This is a genomic window from Streptomyces sp. NPDC088745 (assembly GCF_044751045.1).
Taxonomy (GTDB): Bacteria; Actinomycetota; Actinomycetes; order Streptomycetales; family Streptomycetaceae; genus Streptomyces; species Streptomyces cremeus.
Window position 1 is genome coordinate 104,380 of the sequence record NZ_JBIVLB010000012.1, and the last position, 15,600, is coordinate 119,979.

Consider the following 15,600-nt stretch of genomic DNA (forward strand, 5'->3'; position numbering starts at 1 on the left):
GCAGGGGTCAGGCGGCGGCCGGGGCCGCGGTGCGCAGCGCCTGGCGGACCACGATGGCGTTCAGGCGGATGCGGTACGGGGCGACGTCGGTCAGGGCGAGGGCCCCCGCGGCCGCCTTGTCGAGGCCGACCGTGACGTCGATGCAGAAGGCGATGCCGTAGAGGTCCTGCCCGCCCTGGAGGGCGAAGAAGAGGTCACGGTAGTAGCTGGTGCGGTCGGGGGCCTCCTCGTAGTAGGCCAGGCCCTGCGCCCCCTCCTGGTCGGCGAGGCCCGTGAAGGCGGCCTCCAGCTCCCGTTCGACGGTGGGCCAGAACGCCGCGTCGGCGAACTCGGGCGGAAGTGCCTGCCGTACGGCCTCCTTGAGGGAGAGCGCCATCACGGCGACGGGCGCGGTCTCCTGGAGGCCCCAGCCCCGTACCAGCTTCACGATCGAGCTGTCGGGGATCGCGGCGGCGGCCTCCCGGATGTGGCCGAAGTCGAAGTTGACGGTCGCGGGCGCGATGGCGGCCTGGAAGAGCCGGTCCATCGCCCGCGCCTGGCCCAGGTGTTGGGGGTCCACGTCCGTGACGGTCTTGAAGGTTGCGGTCATCCTTGCGGTTTCTCCTTGTGCGATGTCTCTGGTGCGGGGATCTCCTGTACGGGGACCGCGGGGGCTTCCCCGGCGGTCAGGAGCCGGGCCAGTATGCCGGGCGGCTTCCGGCCGTCCGGCAGGCGGGGAGGCCGCCGGGGCCGGGGCGGCGCGGTCACCGGTGCGCGGGCCGTGCGCGGAAGCGCTCTATGATCAGCCCCTTCCCCCGCCCCGCCGCCCCTCTGGAGCACGCAGTGAAGACAGGCGATCACATCGTCCAGGAACTCCCCTGGAAGTGGGGTGTCCAGGGGAAGATCTTCGTGATCGGCGGCCTCGGCTACCTCTTCGACGCCTACGACATCGCCCTCAACGGCTTCCTGATGCCCCTGGTCGGCAAGGAGTTCGGCCTGAGCGTCGCCGAGCGCGGGCTGGTGGCCACCGCGAACCTCGTCGGGATGGCGGTCGGCGCGGTCGCCTGGGGTTCGGTGGCCGACCGGATCGGCCGCAAGAAGGCGTTCGGCGTCACGCTGCTGATCTTCGCGGTGTTCTCGGTCCTGGGCGCGCTCTCGCCGTCGTACTGGGTCTTCCTGGTGCTGCGCTTCCTCGCCGGGATCGGCCTGGGCGGCTGCATCCCGGTCGACTACGCGCTGGTCAGCGAGTTCTCACCGCGCAAGTACCGGGGGCGGATCCTCACCGCGCTGGACCTGTGGTGGCCGATCGGGGTGACCCTGTGCGGGCTCGTCTCGACGGCGATGCTGCCGCTGGACGGCAACTGGCGCTGGATGCTCTTCACCATGACGCTGCCCGCGCTGCTGCTGTTCTGGGTGCGGCGCGGCGTCCCCGAGTCGCCCGTCTACCTCTCGGGAAAGGGCCGCGAGGCGGAGGCGCGCTCCGTCATCGACGACCTGGTGGCCCGCACCGGCGCACCTGTCGAACCGTACGGAATTCCACGACCGCCCGCCGCTCCGCGCACCCGCGGCGTCGCGGCGGCGGCCGAACAGCTCCGGCTGATCTGGTCGTTCAGCCCGCGCGTCACCTCGGCGGTGTGGCTGATGTTCGCGACGGTCCTGCTGGTCTACTACGCGGCGCTGAGCTGGATGCCGTCCATCCTGAAGGCGGAGGGCCAGGCCGACACCGCCGCCTTCACCGGTACGACGCTGATGGCCGGGCTCGGGATCCTGGGCGTGCTCGTGTCGACCGCGCTGGTGGACGTCGTCGGGCGGAAGTGGCTGATCGGGGTGAGCGCGCCGCTGGCGACCGCGGCGCTGGTGGTGTTCGCGCTCGTACGGGAGCGGGAGACCGCGCCGCTGGTGGCGATCGGCGCGTTCGGCTTCCTGATCCAGTTGGCGATCCCGGCGCTGTACGCGTACGCGTCCGAGCTGTACCCGACCGCGCTGCGGGCCACCGGCTTCGGCTGGGCCTCCTCGGTGAGCCGCTCGCTGACCGGGTTCGCGCCGCTGCTCTTCGGGTCGGTGCTGTGGCCGGTGCTCGGGCTGCCGTGGACGTTCGGGGTCCTCACCGTGGCGGTGCTGCTCGCGATGGGGTGGATGGCGGTGGCAGCCCCGGAGACGAAGGGCCGGGAGCTGGCGCACGCCTAGCAGGGCCGGGCCGAGGGCCTGGTCACCGGGCGGGAATGCCTTCGGGAAGGCACCGGGGAACGAGCGACGGCGGCCCGCCCCCTCCCCCGATGGTGAGGACGGACCGTCGCGGCCCCGTCGGATACGCCGCCCGCGCCGCGTCCGGCCGGGGCGTACCGCTGGGGAAGAAGTTACGGACGGTAAGCCCTCGGTGCGTCCCACCAGGGGTTGATCTCCTCTCCACCCAGCGTGGCAGTTTCGGCCGCCTCTGCAACTTCCGTGGTATGCCGCCCGGTTGACGTGCGCCCGGACCTGCGGGATTACGCTGCGACGATGCTCCGGTTCCGCCCTCCTCGCGCCGATCTCCTGCTGGCCCTCGCGCAGACCACCGTGGCCGTGCTGCTCGGGCAGGAGTCCGTCACGCAGGGGCGGCCCGCGCTCGATCTCGCCGGGTACGTGCTGCTGGGCCTGGTGAACCTGCCGACCGCGTTCCGCGCCTGTGCGCCGGTCGCGGTCTGCCTGCTCGTGCACACGGCGTGGATCGTCTACATCACCGCCGGGTACTGGCCCGTCGCGGGCAGTTTCAGCCCCATGCTCGCCGTCTACACCGTCGCCTCCCTGCGCCCGCTGCGGACCTCCGTGGCCTGCACGGTGCTGATGGGTGCGGTGTGGGTGTACGCGGGCCTGCTCGATCCGCGCTCCTCGATGGCCGCCGTCGTGGCGCAGGCGATCGTGTGGCCGGCGGCGCTGTGGCGATTCGGGGTGGTGGCGCGCAGGTCGGCGAAGCTGGCCCGCAGACTGCGCGAGGAGCAGGAGGAGCGGGCCCGCCGGGAGGTCTACGAGGAACGCGGCCGGATCGCCCGGGAGCTGCACGACGTCGTCGCCCACCACATGTCGGTGATATCCGTGCAGTCGGGGCTCGCCCAGTTCGTCTTCGCATCCGACCCGCCGACCGCGCGGGCGGCCCTGGGCACCATCGCCGACACCAGTGCGGAGGCGCTGGAGGAGATGCGCCGGATGCTGCGTCTGCTGCGCGCGCCCGACGACCGGGACGGCGAGAACCCGCCGGACGCCCCCATGCCGGGCCTGGCCCGGCTCGCGGAGATGGTAGAGCGGGTACGGGCCGGGGGCGTGCCGGTGGAACTGCGGGTCAGCGGCACCGAGCGTCCGCTCGCCCCCGGGGTGGGGCTGTGCGCGTACCGGGTGGTGCAGGAGGCGCTCACGAACGTACTGAAACACGCGCCCGGTGCGCCCACCCTCGTGGAACTGCGGTACGGGCCGCAGCAGGTGACGGTGCTGGTCGTGAACGCGGAGCCCGGCGCGGGAGAGGGGGTGATTCCGGCCAAGGTTGTGGGGGGAACCGGTCATGGGTTGATCGGGATGCGGGAGCGGGCCAAGCTCTACGGCGGAACGATCAGCATCGGCCCGCGCGGCGGCGCAGGCGGTTACGAGGTCCGCCTCGACCTGCCGACCTCGCCCCGGACCGTACGACCGGAGGACGACCGCGAGCGATGAACGGACGGCGGGCCCGATGAACGCCCAGGAGGCGGTGAGAGTCCTGGTCGTCGACGACCAGTTCCTGATCCGGGCCGGCCTGGTGGGGCTGCTGCGCGCGGCCCCCGGTTTCGAGGTGGTCGGCGAGGCCGCCGACGGGGCCGAGGCCGTCGAACTGGCGGCCGCGCTGCGCCCGGACGTCGTCCTGATGGACATCCGGATGCCCGGCATGAGCGGCATCGTGGCCACCGGCAAGATCCTCGCGGCGGCCGAGGACCCGCCGCCGCGCGTCCTCGTGCTGACGACGTTCGATCTCGACGAGTACGTGTACGGCGCGCTGCGCGCGGGGGCTTCGGGCTTCCTGCTGAAGGACTCGGGGCCCGAGCGGCTGCTGGCGGCGATCCAGGCGGTGCGCGGCGGGGACTCGCTGTTCGCGCCGAGCGTCACCCGGCGGCTGGTGGAGTCCTTCGCGGTACGGGCACAGGACGGCGACCCCCCGGACCTGCCGGCGCAACTGCCGCCGGACCTGGAGCAGCTGACGGGGCGCGAGGTGGAGGTGCTGCGGATGGCGGCGCGCGGGCTGTCGAACGCGGACATCGCCGAGCTGCTCTTCATCAGCGGGGCGACGGTCAAGACGCACCTCAACCGGGCGATGACCAAGCTGAACCTGGCCAGCCGGGCGCAGGTGGTGGTGATGGCGTACGAGACGGGGCTGGTGCGGCCGGGCGGGGCGTGAGGCCGCGGACGGCGTCGGGCCGGCTCGGAGCCCGGACTTCCGGACGGCTCCCGGACGGCTACGACGTCATGAGGACTCGGATATCGGTTCCGCGCCGTGACCGGTGAGGTGGTCCCGCGTGCCGGTGATCTGGAGCAGCCGCTCCAGCGCGGGCGTGCGGTGGTCGAGGTGCAGCCCGATGCCGGCGGCCGTGGTGACGCGGTGGACCATGAGCAGCACCGACAGGCCCATCGAGTCGACGGCGGTCAGTTCGGCGCAGTCCAGCCGGAGCGCGCGCAGCCCGGGACGCCCGGCCAGCTCCTCTCGGACGACGTCCAGGAGCAGGTCGGCGTGGTCGTAGTCGAGGTCGCCGCGCAGGGCGAGGCGGAGCGTGCGCTCGTCTTCGGGGCCGGTGGTGAGGCGCAGCGGATTCGGGCGGATCGAGTGCGGGGGCGTCGTCGTCATGCGGGCTTTCCGGGGCCGGAGCTGATGGGGGAGAGAGTACGGGAGTCGCTGGGCGGTTCGTCGCGGGAGGTGGGTGGCCGCTCGGCCACGGGGGCGCTCACCGGGTCGTCAGGCCCTCCGCCGCGAGGGCGAGGAAGCGGGTGGCGCGGGTGAAGTCCCGCAGTTCCTCGCCGAGGACGTCGAGCGCGGGACGCAGGGAGTCGGCCGGGACGCCCCGGGCCTCCAGGATCCCGGCGGTCCAGAGCAGGAACCCGGTGAACAGCTCCGGGTCGTCGGTGTAGAGCGCGGTGGCCAGGAAGCTGACGATCTGGGCGAGGTCCTCGGCGGTGTGCTCGCGCTGCCGGTCCGTGTACGTCCGCATGGCCGGGTAGCGCTCTTCGAGGCCGGTGAAGGCGGCCTTGACCAGCTCGGCGTGGGTGCGGGCGACCATCGTGTACTCCTGGTCGGCCAGATGCGGCAGGTCGTCCAGGGGCTGGTGGCCGTGCTGGGGGTCCGGCAGCCGGTCGGCGTCCAGGAGGTCGGCGGCGGCGCGGGCGTCGGGGGCCCAGGCGTCCGCGCCGAGCAGGCGCGCGTAACGGCCCTCGGGACCGAAGGCGGCCCCGCCGACCAGCACGGGTACGCCGGTGGCCTGGCAGGCGGTGATGGTGGCGTGGGCGGTGGGCAGCCGGGTGGCGATGGAGCTAGACAGGGCGACGACCTGGGTCGCGGACCGGTGCAGGTGGCTGATCAGGTGCGGGGCGGGGACCTGGGCGCCGAGGTAGTCGACCTGCCAGCCGCGCAGCTTGAGCACCTCGGCGAGGATCCGGGCGGGCAACGCGTGCCACTCGCCGTCCACGCAGGCCACGGTGATGCGGCCCTTGCCGGCCGGGGGCTCGGGGCGGGCGCGCGTGGCGGGGGCGGCCAGGGTCCCGGCGCGGCCCGGCGCGTACCGGGCGGCCGCCTCCTGCTGCCCGGCGGCCGGGCGACGGAGGGCGGTGTACTGGGCGAGGGCGGCGACCGCGCGGTCGTTGATGGCGGTGGCGGTGTGTTCCTGGGCGACGTTGATGCGGTTGGCGGCCCACTCGGCGCCGACCTTCGCCTGGACCGGGGCGATGACCTCCAGGAGGACGTCCTCGCCGGGCAGCCCGTCGTCGAGGGCGCTCAGGACGGTGTCGGTGGCCGCGTACTCGTCGCCCGCCGCGACGGCGTCCCAGAGCCGGTCCACGTAGACGGCGGCGGCCTGGGGCCGGGTTCTCGCGGCGTGGTCGGACGCGCCGGTACGACCGGTGCCACCGGCGCGGCCGGGCTCACCGGTGCGACGGGGTCCGCCGACGTGTCCGGGCTCACCGGTGCGACCGGGGGCGATGTGCGGGCTCATGTGCTGAGCCTGCCCCGAGTACGCGGGATCACCGGGGAGCGCGCGATCTCGTACGACGGCTCGCTCCCGGCGGAGTGCGCCCCTTCCCGTCGGCGGTCGGCCCTGGGCGCCGAGATGACGAGGACGGCCATGTCGTCGTGGCGGCCGCCGCCCACCCACTGCGAGGCCAGCATCTGGATGCGCTCCACGACCGCCTCGGCGGGCATCCCGGCGCACTCCGCGAGGGCCGCCTTCAGCCGGTCCTCGCCGAACATGGCGTCGCCCAGCGGGCCGCCGCGCGCCTCGGTGATGCCGTCGGTGTAGAGCACGCAGCTCTCGCCCGGCTCCAGCACGGCCTCCACGGTGCGGGTCGGCACCCGGGGCATCGCGCCGACCAGGGTGCCGCTGGTGGCGGTCTCCTCGACGGTGCCGTCGACCCGTACGAGCAGGGGCGCGGGGTGTCCGGCGCTGCTGAGCCGCAGCCGTACGCGCTCCTGCTCGCGCACGGCGGAGGCCAGCACCAGGGTGGCGAACCGGGCGTGGTGGGAGTTGAGCAGCGCCCCGTTGAGGAGGTCGATGACGCGCTGGTGGTCGTCGGCCATGGGCAGCAGGGCGTGCAGGGTGTTGCGGATCTTGCCGGTGAGGACGGCCGCGTCGAGCCCCTTGCCGCAGACGTCGCCGAGCACGGCGAGGGAGGCCTCGCCCTCGACGGCGGCCGGGTGCACGTCGTAGAAGTCGCCGCCGACGCGCTCGGTGTCCTGGGAGGGCCGGTAGCCGCCCGCGAACTCCATGCCGGCGACCTGGCGCAGCACCGGCGGGAGCAGTTCGCGCATCAGGGTCTCGGTGATGGCCGACTGCTCGGCGTACAGCCGGGCCGCCGACATCGCGGCGCCGGCCCGCGAGGCGAAGAGCCGGGCGAAGACCTCCTCCTCCTCGCTGAAGGCGCCGGCCCCGCCGGTACGGCGCAGCAGGATGAGCGCGCCCGCCGGAACCCCGTGTCCGGGCAGCGGTGTCACGACGATCGAGCCGACCTCGCCGAACCCCTCGGGAACCACCCACCCGGGAGCCGCGGCGGGGTCGATCCACCGCGACGGCACGGGCGGGAACCCCTGGAGGGCCTCCCCCAGCCCCGGCACCTCGTGCGGGTCGGCGGTCTGGAGCGAGCGCACCGGGCTGCCGCCGCGCACGCACTCCACGGCGGGCAGCCGGTGCCCGCTGGCCGGTGCGACCACCAGGGCCGCGTCGGCGAGGTGCTCGGCGGCGAGCTGGGCGGTGGCGTCCATGCAGCGGTCGAGGTTGAGGGAGGACAGCAGCCGGTTCGACGCCTGCGTGAGGAAGGCGGTGCGCTCGCGCTCCAGCCGCAGGGCCCGCCGGGCGAGCACCTGGTCGGTGTCGTCGACGAACCACCACACGACACCGCTGCCGTCGTCCGTCCTGCTGGGATGCGCTTCGAAGGTACGGTCCCCCACCGACCCGCGCACGGCGTCGCCGGGGCGCTCCCGGTGCGCCCGCAGGAGCCAGTCCGGGGCCACCTCTGCGAGGGGACGGCCCGCACAGGTGCCCGCGAAGAGAGCTTCGGCGGCGTCGTTGGCGCGGCGTACGGTGTCACGGTCGTCCACCACGAGGGCGGGATAGGGCGCGGTGCGCCACGCTCCGTCGTCGTGGCGAGTGGCGCCGGAGCCGGGCGTGCCGGCCTGCGATGTGCCTGCCTGCTGTGCGGAAGTCACCAAACGTAGAAGGCCCGCTGCGCGGGCCCCTCACCCCATCGAGTAGAGGAAAAAGTCCGAGGCGACCAAAGGTTGCCTCATGACAACACTCCTTCATTGGCAACCTTTCTGGCAACCCGCCCTGTGTGAGGACGGCCGCCCGCATGTGAAGGTCTCCGGTGGGCGGGCGGCGATTCCCGGCCGGTACTGGCACTCCGCCAGACCGCTTGCGGGCCCGGTGCCAGGCGTCAGGCGTCAGGCGTCAGGCGTCAGGCGTCAGGCGTCAGGCGTCAGGCGTCAGCGTCTTCGTAGTACGCCATCCCGATGCCGAGGGTGCTCCGGGCGGGGAGCAGTCCGGTGGAGACGATGTCGAGCACGAGGGGCGAAAGGAGCTCCGGGAGCCGGGCGGCCTCGCCGGGCGTGAGGGCGTCCCAAGGGGCGAGGGCGAGTCGGTCGGTGAAGTGTTCGACGGCGGTACGGACGCGGCGGCCGGCGTCGGTGGCGGTGCCGTCGGCCGCCAGCAGGCCGCGCGCGGCGAGCCGGTGGCACGCGGCGTCCCACTCCGCCTCCTCCCATCGCCTGCTGTCGAACACCTCGCGCGGGGCGGCGCCGGCCGCCGCCTGCGAGACGAGCGACTCGACGGGGCCGATGCCGTAGGCCTGGAGAGCGGCGAGGTGCCCGTCGCCCCGGTGCTCGCGCAGGACGGTGGCGGCCTGCCAGAGGACCAGGTGCGGGGCGTCCGGCCAGGGCAGTGCGGCGTTGGCGGCGGCCAGGGGGCGTCCGGCGGTGTCCGCCGCCCGGGCGGCACGGCGCACCAGGTCCGCCGCTTCCCGCAGTTCCGGGGAGTCGATCCGGTCGCCGAGCAGCCTGCGCAGGGCGCGGTCGACGGCTTCGCCCCGGGCGGCCAGCACCCGCTCGGGGGTGGCGGTCCGCCGGGCCGGGGTGACGTATCTCTCCACCATGCGCGGGCTGAAGCTGTAGAAGAGCGCGGTGACCAGGTGCGGACCGACCGGGCCCAGGGGCGCGGCGCGGTAGGCGAAGTAGGAGGGCCACCGCTCGTCGACGGCGTGGCCGAGGCGCTCGGCGGCCTCGAAGGCCTCCGCCGCGTAGTAGACGGTGGCGTGCACGGGCTCCAGCAGCTTCCACAGCTGCCGGGCGGTGCTCGGACGGTGGGTCATCTCGGGTCCTCCGGGGCTCGCGTGCGGCGCGGGCGCCGACATCTTGTCGCTGCCTGGATGGCATCCCACCGCCTCCGACCCCATCTTGTCAATGCCTACTTTCCGCCGCCAAGATCCGCGGAGTAGGATCCGCCCATGGCCGCACCGCACCACACCGCGTACCACCACGGAGACCTCCGCCGGGCGGTCCTCAGCGCCGCGCTGGAGGTCATCGCGAGCGAGGGCGTCGCCGCGGTCAGCCTCCGCGACCTCGCACGCCGCGCCCGGGTCTCGCACGCCGCACCCGCCCACCACTTCAAGGACAAGGCCGGACTGCTGACCGCGATCGCCGTCGAGGGCTTCGGCCTGCTGGCCGCCGCCGTCGGCGCGGTGCCGGCGGACGCCCCGCACCGGCTGCGCGAACTGGGCGCGGCGTACGTGGAGTTCGCGCTCGCCCACCCGGCGCACTTCGAGGTGATGTTCCAGCCCCGGCTGCTGCACGCCGACGCCCCGGAACTCATCGCCGCCAAGGAGCGCGCGTACGCCGTCCTGCGCACGGACGTCGAGAACTTCCCCGACGCCCGGCGCACCCCGGACGCCCGGCGGGCGGCGCTGTCCGCCTGGTCGCTCGCGCACGGTTTCGCCACGCTGCGACTGAGCGGCAGCGCACCGGAGCTGGACGCCGACCCGGCGGCCACCTTCCGCAGCCTGGTCGCCCCGCGAATTCCGTAGCCCCTTCCCCTCCCCGGAGAATCCCGATGCCCGAGCAGCCGGCGACGCCCTGGTTCTCCGCGCGCACGATCTACAGGCACCACGACCTGCACACCTACGAGGAACGTGTCACGCTCTGGCACGTCGCCGACTTCGACGCGGCGACAGCCGCCGCCGAGCAGGAGGCCGAGGAGTACTGCGCGGCCCTGTCCGGCACGGAGTACCTCGGGCTCGTACAGGTCTACGCGCTCGTCGACGCGGCCCGTCCGGGCCACGGCAGCGAGGTGTACTCCCTGATGCGGGACAGCGAACTCGCCCCGGACGCCTACCTGGACCGGCACTTCGCCACCGGGGGCGAGCGGCAAGGGGGGTGAGCACGGCCCTCGGGTTCGCCGCCGGCCCCACGCGGGGCGGCGAACTCCCCCGGACGCCCACCCGGGCGTGACCCCCGGCGGCCTCAGGGGCAGGCGAGGAACTCGACGTCCAGGGCAGGAGCGGGGCCCGTTCCGCTGTCGCGGACCGTGAGGGAGCCGCCGTCGCCCCAGGTCAGCTCGTACGAACCGGCCGCGACCGGCCGGTGTCCGGCGTCCACCTCCCAGGTCCCCGAGGGCGTCCGGGCCAGCCCCGGGTCCCCGACCGCGTACACCTCTCCGCGTCCGCTCTCCAGGAACGACTCCTCCCGCACGACGGCCGTGCAGCCCCCCGGCCCCGTGGGCGCGAGAACCCGGTACTCCGCGCCGTTGACCATGTCACTCAGGGCGCCCTGCCCGCAGCCCAGCGCGGCCGCGGCCGTCAGCAGGGCGAGAGCGAGGAGCAGGCGCAGGGACCTCCGGGAGGGCATGGACTCCGCGCCGGACGCCGCGTACCGGCGCACGCCCCGGACGTAGTGGACGCCTAGAAGGATCAGCGACACGGCGAGCAGCACCGCGCCCGACTGCCAGCCGGGCACGGCGTACCCGCCGACGAGCGCCAGCGAGCCGCTCCAGCCCGCCACGGCGGCGAGGACCCCGCAGACCGCGCCGGTCACAAGGAAAGGAAAGTTCCGGATCACCTCGAGACCGCTTCCGCCCGACGCCGCGAACACCTCACGGGCGGCGGCCACCGGCCGGTCCCGCTTCAGGCGCGCGTCCGTACGGCGCGGCGGCGGCGCGGCGGCGCCGGGTGCGGTCGTCATCGGGGTTCTGCCCTTCGGTCGTGCCCGGGGACGGCCAAGCGGAGAAGTTCTCCGTAGCGTACTGCCCAGCAGAGGCAGAACTTCTCGACGGCGGCGCACGGTTGCTCCCCCGCCGGTCCGTCCCGGGGATCAGCCCAGGCCCGCGGCCTTCAGCAGCCGCTCGACGGTGCCCAGGACGCGGGTGGTGGCCGGGACGCCGGTGAGGCGTTCCACCTCGGTGGTCGGGCTGCCGCCGGCCGCTCCGTCCCGGGTCTGGCGGACGAGGCTCAGGACCAGTCCCTCGTACAGGCCGACGAACTCGACGTCGTCCTTCGGGTTCGCCCAGGGCAGAGTCACGCCGAGCGGGGTTCCGCCGTCGAAGAAGGTGAGCGCCGGGCGGCGGACGGGGTCGCTCGTGTCGTACGCGGAGAAGGGCGACTCGCCCATGATCGCGGCCAGTTCGGCGAGGTCGCGCACCATGCCGGGTTCGGTGAATCCGGCGGCGGTACGGAGCCGGGCCGCGGCCTTGGCGACGACGCCGGTGGGGTCCTCGGCGGTGAACAGGACCGTGCCGTTCGTCTGGAAGGAGCGGACCTCGCGGGCTCCGGCCTCGGTCAGCGCGCCCTCCAGGGTGGCGCGGTCGGGGCTGTTGCGGTGGCCGAGGTTCAGGTTGCGGTAGAAGACCACCGAGGAGGGCGGGGCGGATGATGCGGGGGCAGGTGTCATGCCGGGACAGTAGGGCATGGGGCGGGGCGGCCGGCCCTGTTTCCCGGCCCTGATTCCGTACGTCCCGCATGCCTCATACGTAACGTACGACTTGTACGGCAGTCGACAGCTCCGCCCTCGCCCCGTCGCCCCGGCCCCAGAACCCCGGAGTTTCGAGGGCTCAGCTTCCGGCCCCGTACCCCATCTCCCAGGCCCGCACCGCGATCCCGACGCGGTTGTGGACGCCCAGCTTGCGCTGGATGCTCGCGACGTGGGTCTTGACCGTGCCCGCCGAGATGAACATCCCGGCGGCGATGTCGGCGTTGGTCAGCCCCTCCGCGACCTTCCCCGCGATCTCCCGCTCGCGCGGGGTGAGCGGTTCGGGGGTGGTCGCGGCCCCCGGCATGCGGCCGGGCCCGGGGGCGGTGACGTGCTTGAGCAGGCGGACCGTGACCGAGGGGCTGATCAGGCTGTCCCCCGCGACGGCCGCCCGTACCGCCTCCACCAGCAGGGCGGGCCCCGAGCGCTTCAGCAGGAAGCCGGAGGCGCCGTGCCGCAGCGCCGGATACACGTACTCGTCCAGGTCGAAGGTCGTCACGATGACGATCTTCACGGGCAGCCGGTCCCCCAACTCCTGTACGGTGCGCGTCAGTTGGAGTCCGTCCAGGCGCGGCATGCGTACGTCGACGAGTGCGACGTCGGGGCGCAGCAGCCGCATCCCCTCCAGCGCCGCCGCTCCGTCGGCGGCCTCCCCGACGACCTCGATGTCCTCCTGCGCCTCCAGTACGCGCCGCATGCCGCGGCGCACCATGTCCTGGTCGTCGGCGAGCAGAACTCGCAGGGAACGCGGCGGAGTTGCTGGAGTGGGGTGCGGTCGGCGGCTCACGGACGCCAGCCTAGACGGGACGGCCGCGGGCCACGGCGAGCACCTCGGGAACGTCGCCCGGGGCCGTTGTCAGGGGCGGCCGCTACCGGGCAGATCAGTGCACGGTGAAGGAGCCGGGCGCGGGACGGGGGAGCGTCGATGGCCATCGACGTGGGGTACGCGCGGGCGTGGGGCCTGGAAGCCAGCGCGCCCCGGCGGCCGATGTCCGCCGGGCAGGCGCGGGAGCGGGACGCCTCCGGGCTTCCGTACGTCGTGGTGCACCGGGCCACGGACCGGCGGGCTCCGCTGGAGGTGCGGCTCGTCTCCTGGCGGGACCACTACGTCGGGGTCCGGGCGTACGACGCCCGGGGCCGCCGCACCCACAGCCTGGACCTGTGTCTGCTGGACGATCCGGAGCGGCTGTTTCGCCGTTGCTCCGTCGCCGTTCGGCCGGGGGCTCATGCGGGAGGACCCGGACGCGGCCGAGCACATCAGCGACTCCGTGTTCCTGCTGCGCGCCCAGGACCATGCCTCCGGTGGCGAACCGGTGGCCTTCGCGACGACCGGGGACGGTACCCACCCCGTGTGGGTGGGCCGTGGTCCGGCCGGTGAGGTGGTCGCCGTCGTGGTGCTCATGGAGGGGATGCCCGCTCTCCTCCCGTGAAGCGGCGCTGCGGGAGGGCCGTGGGACCAAGGGGGCCGGTCCGCGCCTGCTCAGCCCGTTGACGCGTCGAGGGCGCGGCGGGCGGCGGTGCGCAGGTGGTCGTGGACGGCCTCGTCGGCGTCCAGGGTGTAGTCGCAGCCGAGGCCCGTGAGGATCTGCGCGATGCCGGTGAGGCTGTCGCCGGAGCAGTCCACGGTGCAGGCGTCGGGACCGGCCGCCCTGATGCGGGCGGCCAGGGCCCAGCCGCGGCGGCGGACGGTCTCGGCGGGGGCCCGGACGGTGGCGACGGCCCGGTGACGGGCGGGGGCGGCGGCGATCTTGTCCGCGACGTAGGCGGCGGGGTCGGCGCCGGGGCCGGGGCGCGGGGTGAAGCGGTGCCGGGTGGGGGTGGGGCCGGTGATGCGGTCGAGGCGGTAGATGCGCCAGTCGTTCTTGGCGGTGTCGTGGGCGAGGAGGTACCACAGCCCGCCGGAGGCGACGAGGTGGTGGGGGTCGACCCGGCGGGGCGCCCGGGAGCCGTCGCGGGTGGTGTAGTCGAAGGTCACGGTCTCGTGGTCGCGGCAGGCTGCCGCCAGCAGGGTCAGGGTGGCGGGATCGGCGCGGGGCCCGCGCTGTCCCCAGTCGACGGTGGCAGTGGCCTGCTGGAGGGCGGCGACCTGAGCGCGCAGCCGGCGGGGCAGGACCTGTTCGAGTTTGGCCAGCGCCCGCAGGGCGGACTCCTCGAAGCCGGTGACGTTCCCGGCGGCGGTGCGCAGGGCGACGGCGAGCGCGACGGCCTCTTCGTCGTCGAGCAGGAGCGGGGGCATGTCCGCGCCGGACGCGAGCCGGTAGCCGCCCGCATGGCCGCTGACGCTGTCCACTGGGTAGCCGAGTTCGCGCAGGCGGTCCATGTCGCGGCGGACGGTGCGCACGGTGACGCCCAGCCGCTCGGAGAGCTCGGCGCCGGACCATTCGCGGCGGGTCTGCAGCAGGGACAGCAGCCGAAGCATCCGAGCGGGCATGTCGGTCGTCATGGCATCCACTGTGCCCGACTTCGAGGACACGAGGTGTCCGCAAAGGGTCCTAACGTGAGGAAGACGGTCGGGGCATTGCTCCGCTGAAATCCGTTTCGCGCACCCTTGCGCCCGACGAAGGATCCCCCATGAGCCCCATGTCCCCCGGCAGCGTCGTCTGGTTCGAGATCGGCACCGCCCACCCGCGGCAGGTGCAGGATTTCTACGGGCCCGTCCTGGGCTGGACCTTCGCCGTCGACCCGGACTCCTCCGTGGACGGCCGTACGTACACCCGGATCACGGCCCCGGGCGCGCCCTGGCCCATGGGCGCCGTCCAGCAGGGTGACACCGGCGAGGTCATCAACCTCTCGGTACTCTCCGCAGACGTCTTCGCCGACGTCGAGAAGCTCGCGGCGCTCGGCGCGAAGGTCCTCGTCCCGGCGACCCGGGTGGGCGACGTCACCGTCTTCGCCCGCCTCGCCGACCCGCAGGGCAACACCTTCTCCCTGTTCGCCCGGGGGACCTCCGCCGGCCTCGCGGGCCGGCGGCAGGCCACCGAGCAGCACATCGAGCGGGCCGTCCGCACCCCGCGGCCCGGCATGATGGCCGGCTTCGAGATCGCCACCAGCGACAGCGCGGCCACCCGCGCCTTCTACGAGGCCGCCTTCGGCTGGCGCTTCGAGCCGTGCCCGGCCGCACCGGGTACGCACCTGGTGTTCACCCCCGGCGCGCGGTGGCCCGCCGGAACGGTGTGCGCGGACCCGGCCGACTTCGCGGCCCCCTCGATCCTGTCCGCCGATGTGGCCGCGACCGCCGCCGCGGCCCTCGGCCACGGCGGCCGGGTGGAGCGGGCGCCGGCCGCAGGAGCCGACGGCACCGTACGGGCTCGGCTCGCCGACCCGCTGGGAAACCGGTTCGGCGTGCACGCCCTGCCGGCGCACGACGCCTGACCGACGGGCCGGACCCTCGGCCACACCCGGGAATCACCCCCGATCACCCCCCTGAGCCCCCGAAGAACCGAGGAAGAGGAACCCCCCATGAACACCGCACCCTCCGACCGGAGCCTGAACGGCTCGGTGATCTCGTACGCGATCTGGGCCGCCGACGGACGCGCGCTCGCCGCCTTCTACGCCGCCGCGCTGGGCGGCGAGGTCGGCTCGCCCTACCCCGACGAGCAGGGCAACGAGGTCGCCTTCCCCGTCGCCGTCGGCGACGCCGTGTACGTCTTCTGGACCTCCGCCGCCCACACCGCCCCCGACTGGCCGCACCAGGACCTGCCCTTCCACCTGGACCTGGCGTTCCCCGACGTGGCCGCCGCCGAGAAGCGGCTGCTGGACCTCGGAGCCACCAAGCCGGACTTCCAGCCCGGCGGCGAGCACTGGACCGTCCTGCTCGACCCGTCCGGCCAGCCGCTGTGCATCAGCCGGGCCCAGTCCTCCTGACCGCGTGAACACCCCCGGCCGCAGCACCGGCTGCGGCCGGCCCACCTCCG

At 74.1% G+C, this 15,600-nt stretch carries 17 protein-coding genes; 8 read left to right on the plus strand and 9 right to left on the minus strand.

Features of this window, described 5'->3' with window-relative positions:
* Positions 1 to 7 precede the first annotated feature (7 nt).
* Positions 8 to 589, minus strand: a complete 582-nt coding sequence (locus ACIP93_RS27455; protein ID WP_345219349.1) for a Type-2Aa cytolytic delta-endotoxin — start codon at positions 587 to 589, stop codon at positions 8 to 10.
* A gap of 233 nt (positions 590 to 822) precedes the next feature.
* On the opposite strand from ACIP93_RS27455, the gene ACIP93_RS27460 reads away from it, so the two are divergent.
* The 3 genes from ACIP93_RS27460 (at position 823) to ACIP93_RS27470 (ending at position 4,375) form a co-directional block, all read left to right on the plus strand.
* Complete coding sequence (locus ACIP93_RS27460; protein ID WP_401762626.1) at positions 823 to 2,166, plus strand: MFS transporter; 1,344 nt, start codon at positions 823 to 825, stop codon at positions 2,164 to 2,166.
* A gap of 312 nt (positions 2,167 to 2,478) precedes the next feature.
* Positions 2,479 to 3,660: a histidine kinase gene (locus ACIP93_RS27465; protein ID WP_345219347.1), complete on the plus strand. Its 1,182-nt coding sequence runs from the start codon at positions 2,479 to 2,481 to the stop codon at positions 3,658 to 3,660.
* Between the two features lie 16 nt (positions 3,661 to 3,676).
* Positions 3,677 to 4,375 carry a response regulator transcription factor gene (locus ACIP93_RS27470; protein WP_345219346.1) on the plus strand — a complete coding sequence of 233 codons (699 nt, stop codon included), beginning with the start codon at positions 3,677 to 3,679 and terminating at the stop codon, positions 4,373 to 4,375.
* Positions 4,376 to 4,441: 66 nt separating this feature from the next.
* Here ACIP93_RS27470 and ACIP93_RS27475 read toward each other — a convergent pair whose 3' ends face one another.
* The 4 genes from ACIP93_RS27475 to ACIP93_RS27490 form a co-directional block, all read right to left on the minus strand.
* On the minus strand, positions 4,442 to 4,819 hold the full coding sequence (locus tag ACIP93_RS27475) for an STAS domain-containing protein (RefSeq protein ID WP_401762631.1): 378 nt from the start codon (positions 4,817 to 4,819) through the stop codon (positions 4,442 to 4,444).
* 97 nt (positions 4,820 to 4,916) lie between these two features.
* The gene (locus ACIP93_RS27480; RefSeq protein ID WP_401762633.1) at positions 4,917 to 6,176 is read right to left on the minus strand and encodes a B12-binding domain-containing protein; all 1,260 of its coding nucleotides are present in this window, start codon (positions 6,174 to 6,176) and stop codon (positions 4,917 to 4,919) included.
* Positions 6,173 to 7,882 carry a SpoIIE family protein phosphatase gene (locus ACIP93_RS27485; RefSeq protein WP_401762636.1) on the minus strand — a complete coding sequence of 570 codons (1,710 nt, stop codon included), beginning with the start codon at positions 7,880 to 7,882 and terminating at the stop codon, positions 6,173 to 6,175. The genes ACIP93_RS27480 and ACIP93_RS27485 overlap by 4 nt, the downstream gene beginning before the upstream one ends.
* 269 nt (positions 7,883 to 8,151) lie before the next feature.
* Positions 8,152 to 9,039, minus strand: coding sequence for a hypothetical protein (locus ACIP93_RS27490; RefSeq protein WP_401762639.1), 888 nt, complete (start codon positions 9,037 to 9,039; stop codon positions 8,152 to 8,154).
* A 135-nt stretch (positions 9,040 to 9,174) separates the two neighbouring features.
* Here ACIP93_RS27490 and ACIP93_RS27495 point away from each other — a divergent pair, with 135 nt between their 5' ends.
* Together ACIP93_RS27495 and ACIP93_RS27500 are read left to right on the plus strand one after the other, a co-directional pair.
* On the plus strand, positions 9,175 to 9,750 hold the full coding sequence (locus ACIP93_RS27495) for a TetR/AcrR family transcriptional regulator (RefSeq protein ID WP_345219341.1): 576 nt from the start codon (positions 9,175 to 9,177) through the stop codon (positions 9,748 to 9,750).
* A 26-nt stretch (positions 9,751 to 9,776) separates the two neighbouring features.
* Complete coding sequence (locus ACIP93_RS27500) at positions 9,777 to 10,103, plus strand: hypothetical protein (RefSeq protein ID WP_345219340.1); 327 nt, start codon at positions 9,777 to 9,779, stop codon at positions 10,101 to 10,103.
* Between the two features lie 83 nt (positions 10,104 to 10,186).
* On the opposite strand, the gene ACIP93_RS27505 is transcribed toward ACIP93_RS27500, so the two are convergent.
* The 3 genes from ACIP93_RS27505 to ACIP93_RS27515 form a co-directional block, all read right to left on the minus strand.
* Complete coding sequence (locus tag ACIP93_RS27505) at positions 10,187 to 10,903, minus strand: hypothetical protein (RefSeq protein WP_401762643.1); 717 nt, start codon at positions 10,901 to 10,903, stop codon at positions 10,187 to 10,189.
* A gap of 129 nt (positions 10,904 to 11,032) precedes the next feature.
* Positions 11,033 to 11,608 (minus strand): DUF1697 domain-containing protein, encoded by a 576-nt coding sequence (locus ACIP93_RS27510; RefSeq protein ID WP_401762645.1) that lies wholly within the window; start codon positions 11,606 to 11,608, stop codon positions 11,033 to 11,035.
* A gap of 160 nt (positions 11,609 to 11,768) precedes the next feature.
* Positions 11,769 to 12,473 carry a response regulator gene (locus ACIP93_RS27515; protein WP_401762648.1) on the minus strand — a complete coding sequence of 235 codons (705 nt, stop codon included), beginning with the start codon at positions 12,471 to 12,473 and terminating at the stop codon, positions 11,769 to 11,771.
* Between the two features lie 439 nt (positions 12,474 to 12,912).
* On the opposite strand from ACIP93_RS27515, the gene ACIP93_RS27520 reads away from it, so the two are divergent.
* Positions 12,913 to 13,116, plus strand: coding sequence for a hypothetical protein (locus tag ACIP93_RS27520; protein WP_401762651.1), 204 nt, complete (start codon positions 12,913 to 12,915; stop codon positions 13,114 to 13,116).
* 50 nt (positions 13,117 to 13,166) lie between these two features.
* Here ACIP93_RS27520 and ACIP93_RS27525 read toward each other — a convergent pair whose 3' ends face one another.
* Positions 13,167 to 14,129: a helix-turn-helix transcriptional regulator gene (locus tag ACIP93_RS27525; RefSeq protein ID WP_401762654.1), complete on the minus strand. Its 963-nt coding sequence runs from the start codon at positions 14,127 to 14,129 to the stop codon at positions 13,167 to 13,169.
* 128 nt (positions 14,130 to 14,257) lie between these two features.
* Here ACIP93_RS27525 and ACIP93_RS27530 point away from each other — a divergent pair, with 128 nt between their 5' ends.
* Together ACIP93_RS27530 and ACIP93_RS27535 are read left to right on the plus strand one after the other, a co-directional pair.
* Positions 14,258 to 15,058, plus strand: a complete 801-nt coding sequence (locus ACIP93_RS27530) for a VOC family protein (protein ID WP_401762657.1) — start codon at positions 14,258 to 14,260, stop codon at positions 15,056 to 15,058.
* Between the two features lie 87 nt (positions 15,059 to 15,145).
* Positions 15,146 to 15,550 carry a VOC family protein gene (locus ACIP93_RS27535; protein ID WP_401762660.1) on the plus strand — a complete coding sequence of 135 codons (405 nt, stop codon included), beginning with the start codon at positions 15,146 to 15,148 and terminating at the stop codon, positions 15,548 to 15,550.
* Positions 15,551 to 15,600: the final 50 nt, after the last annotated feature.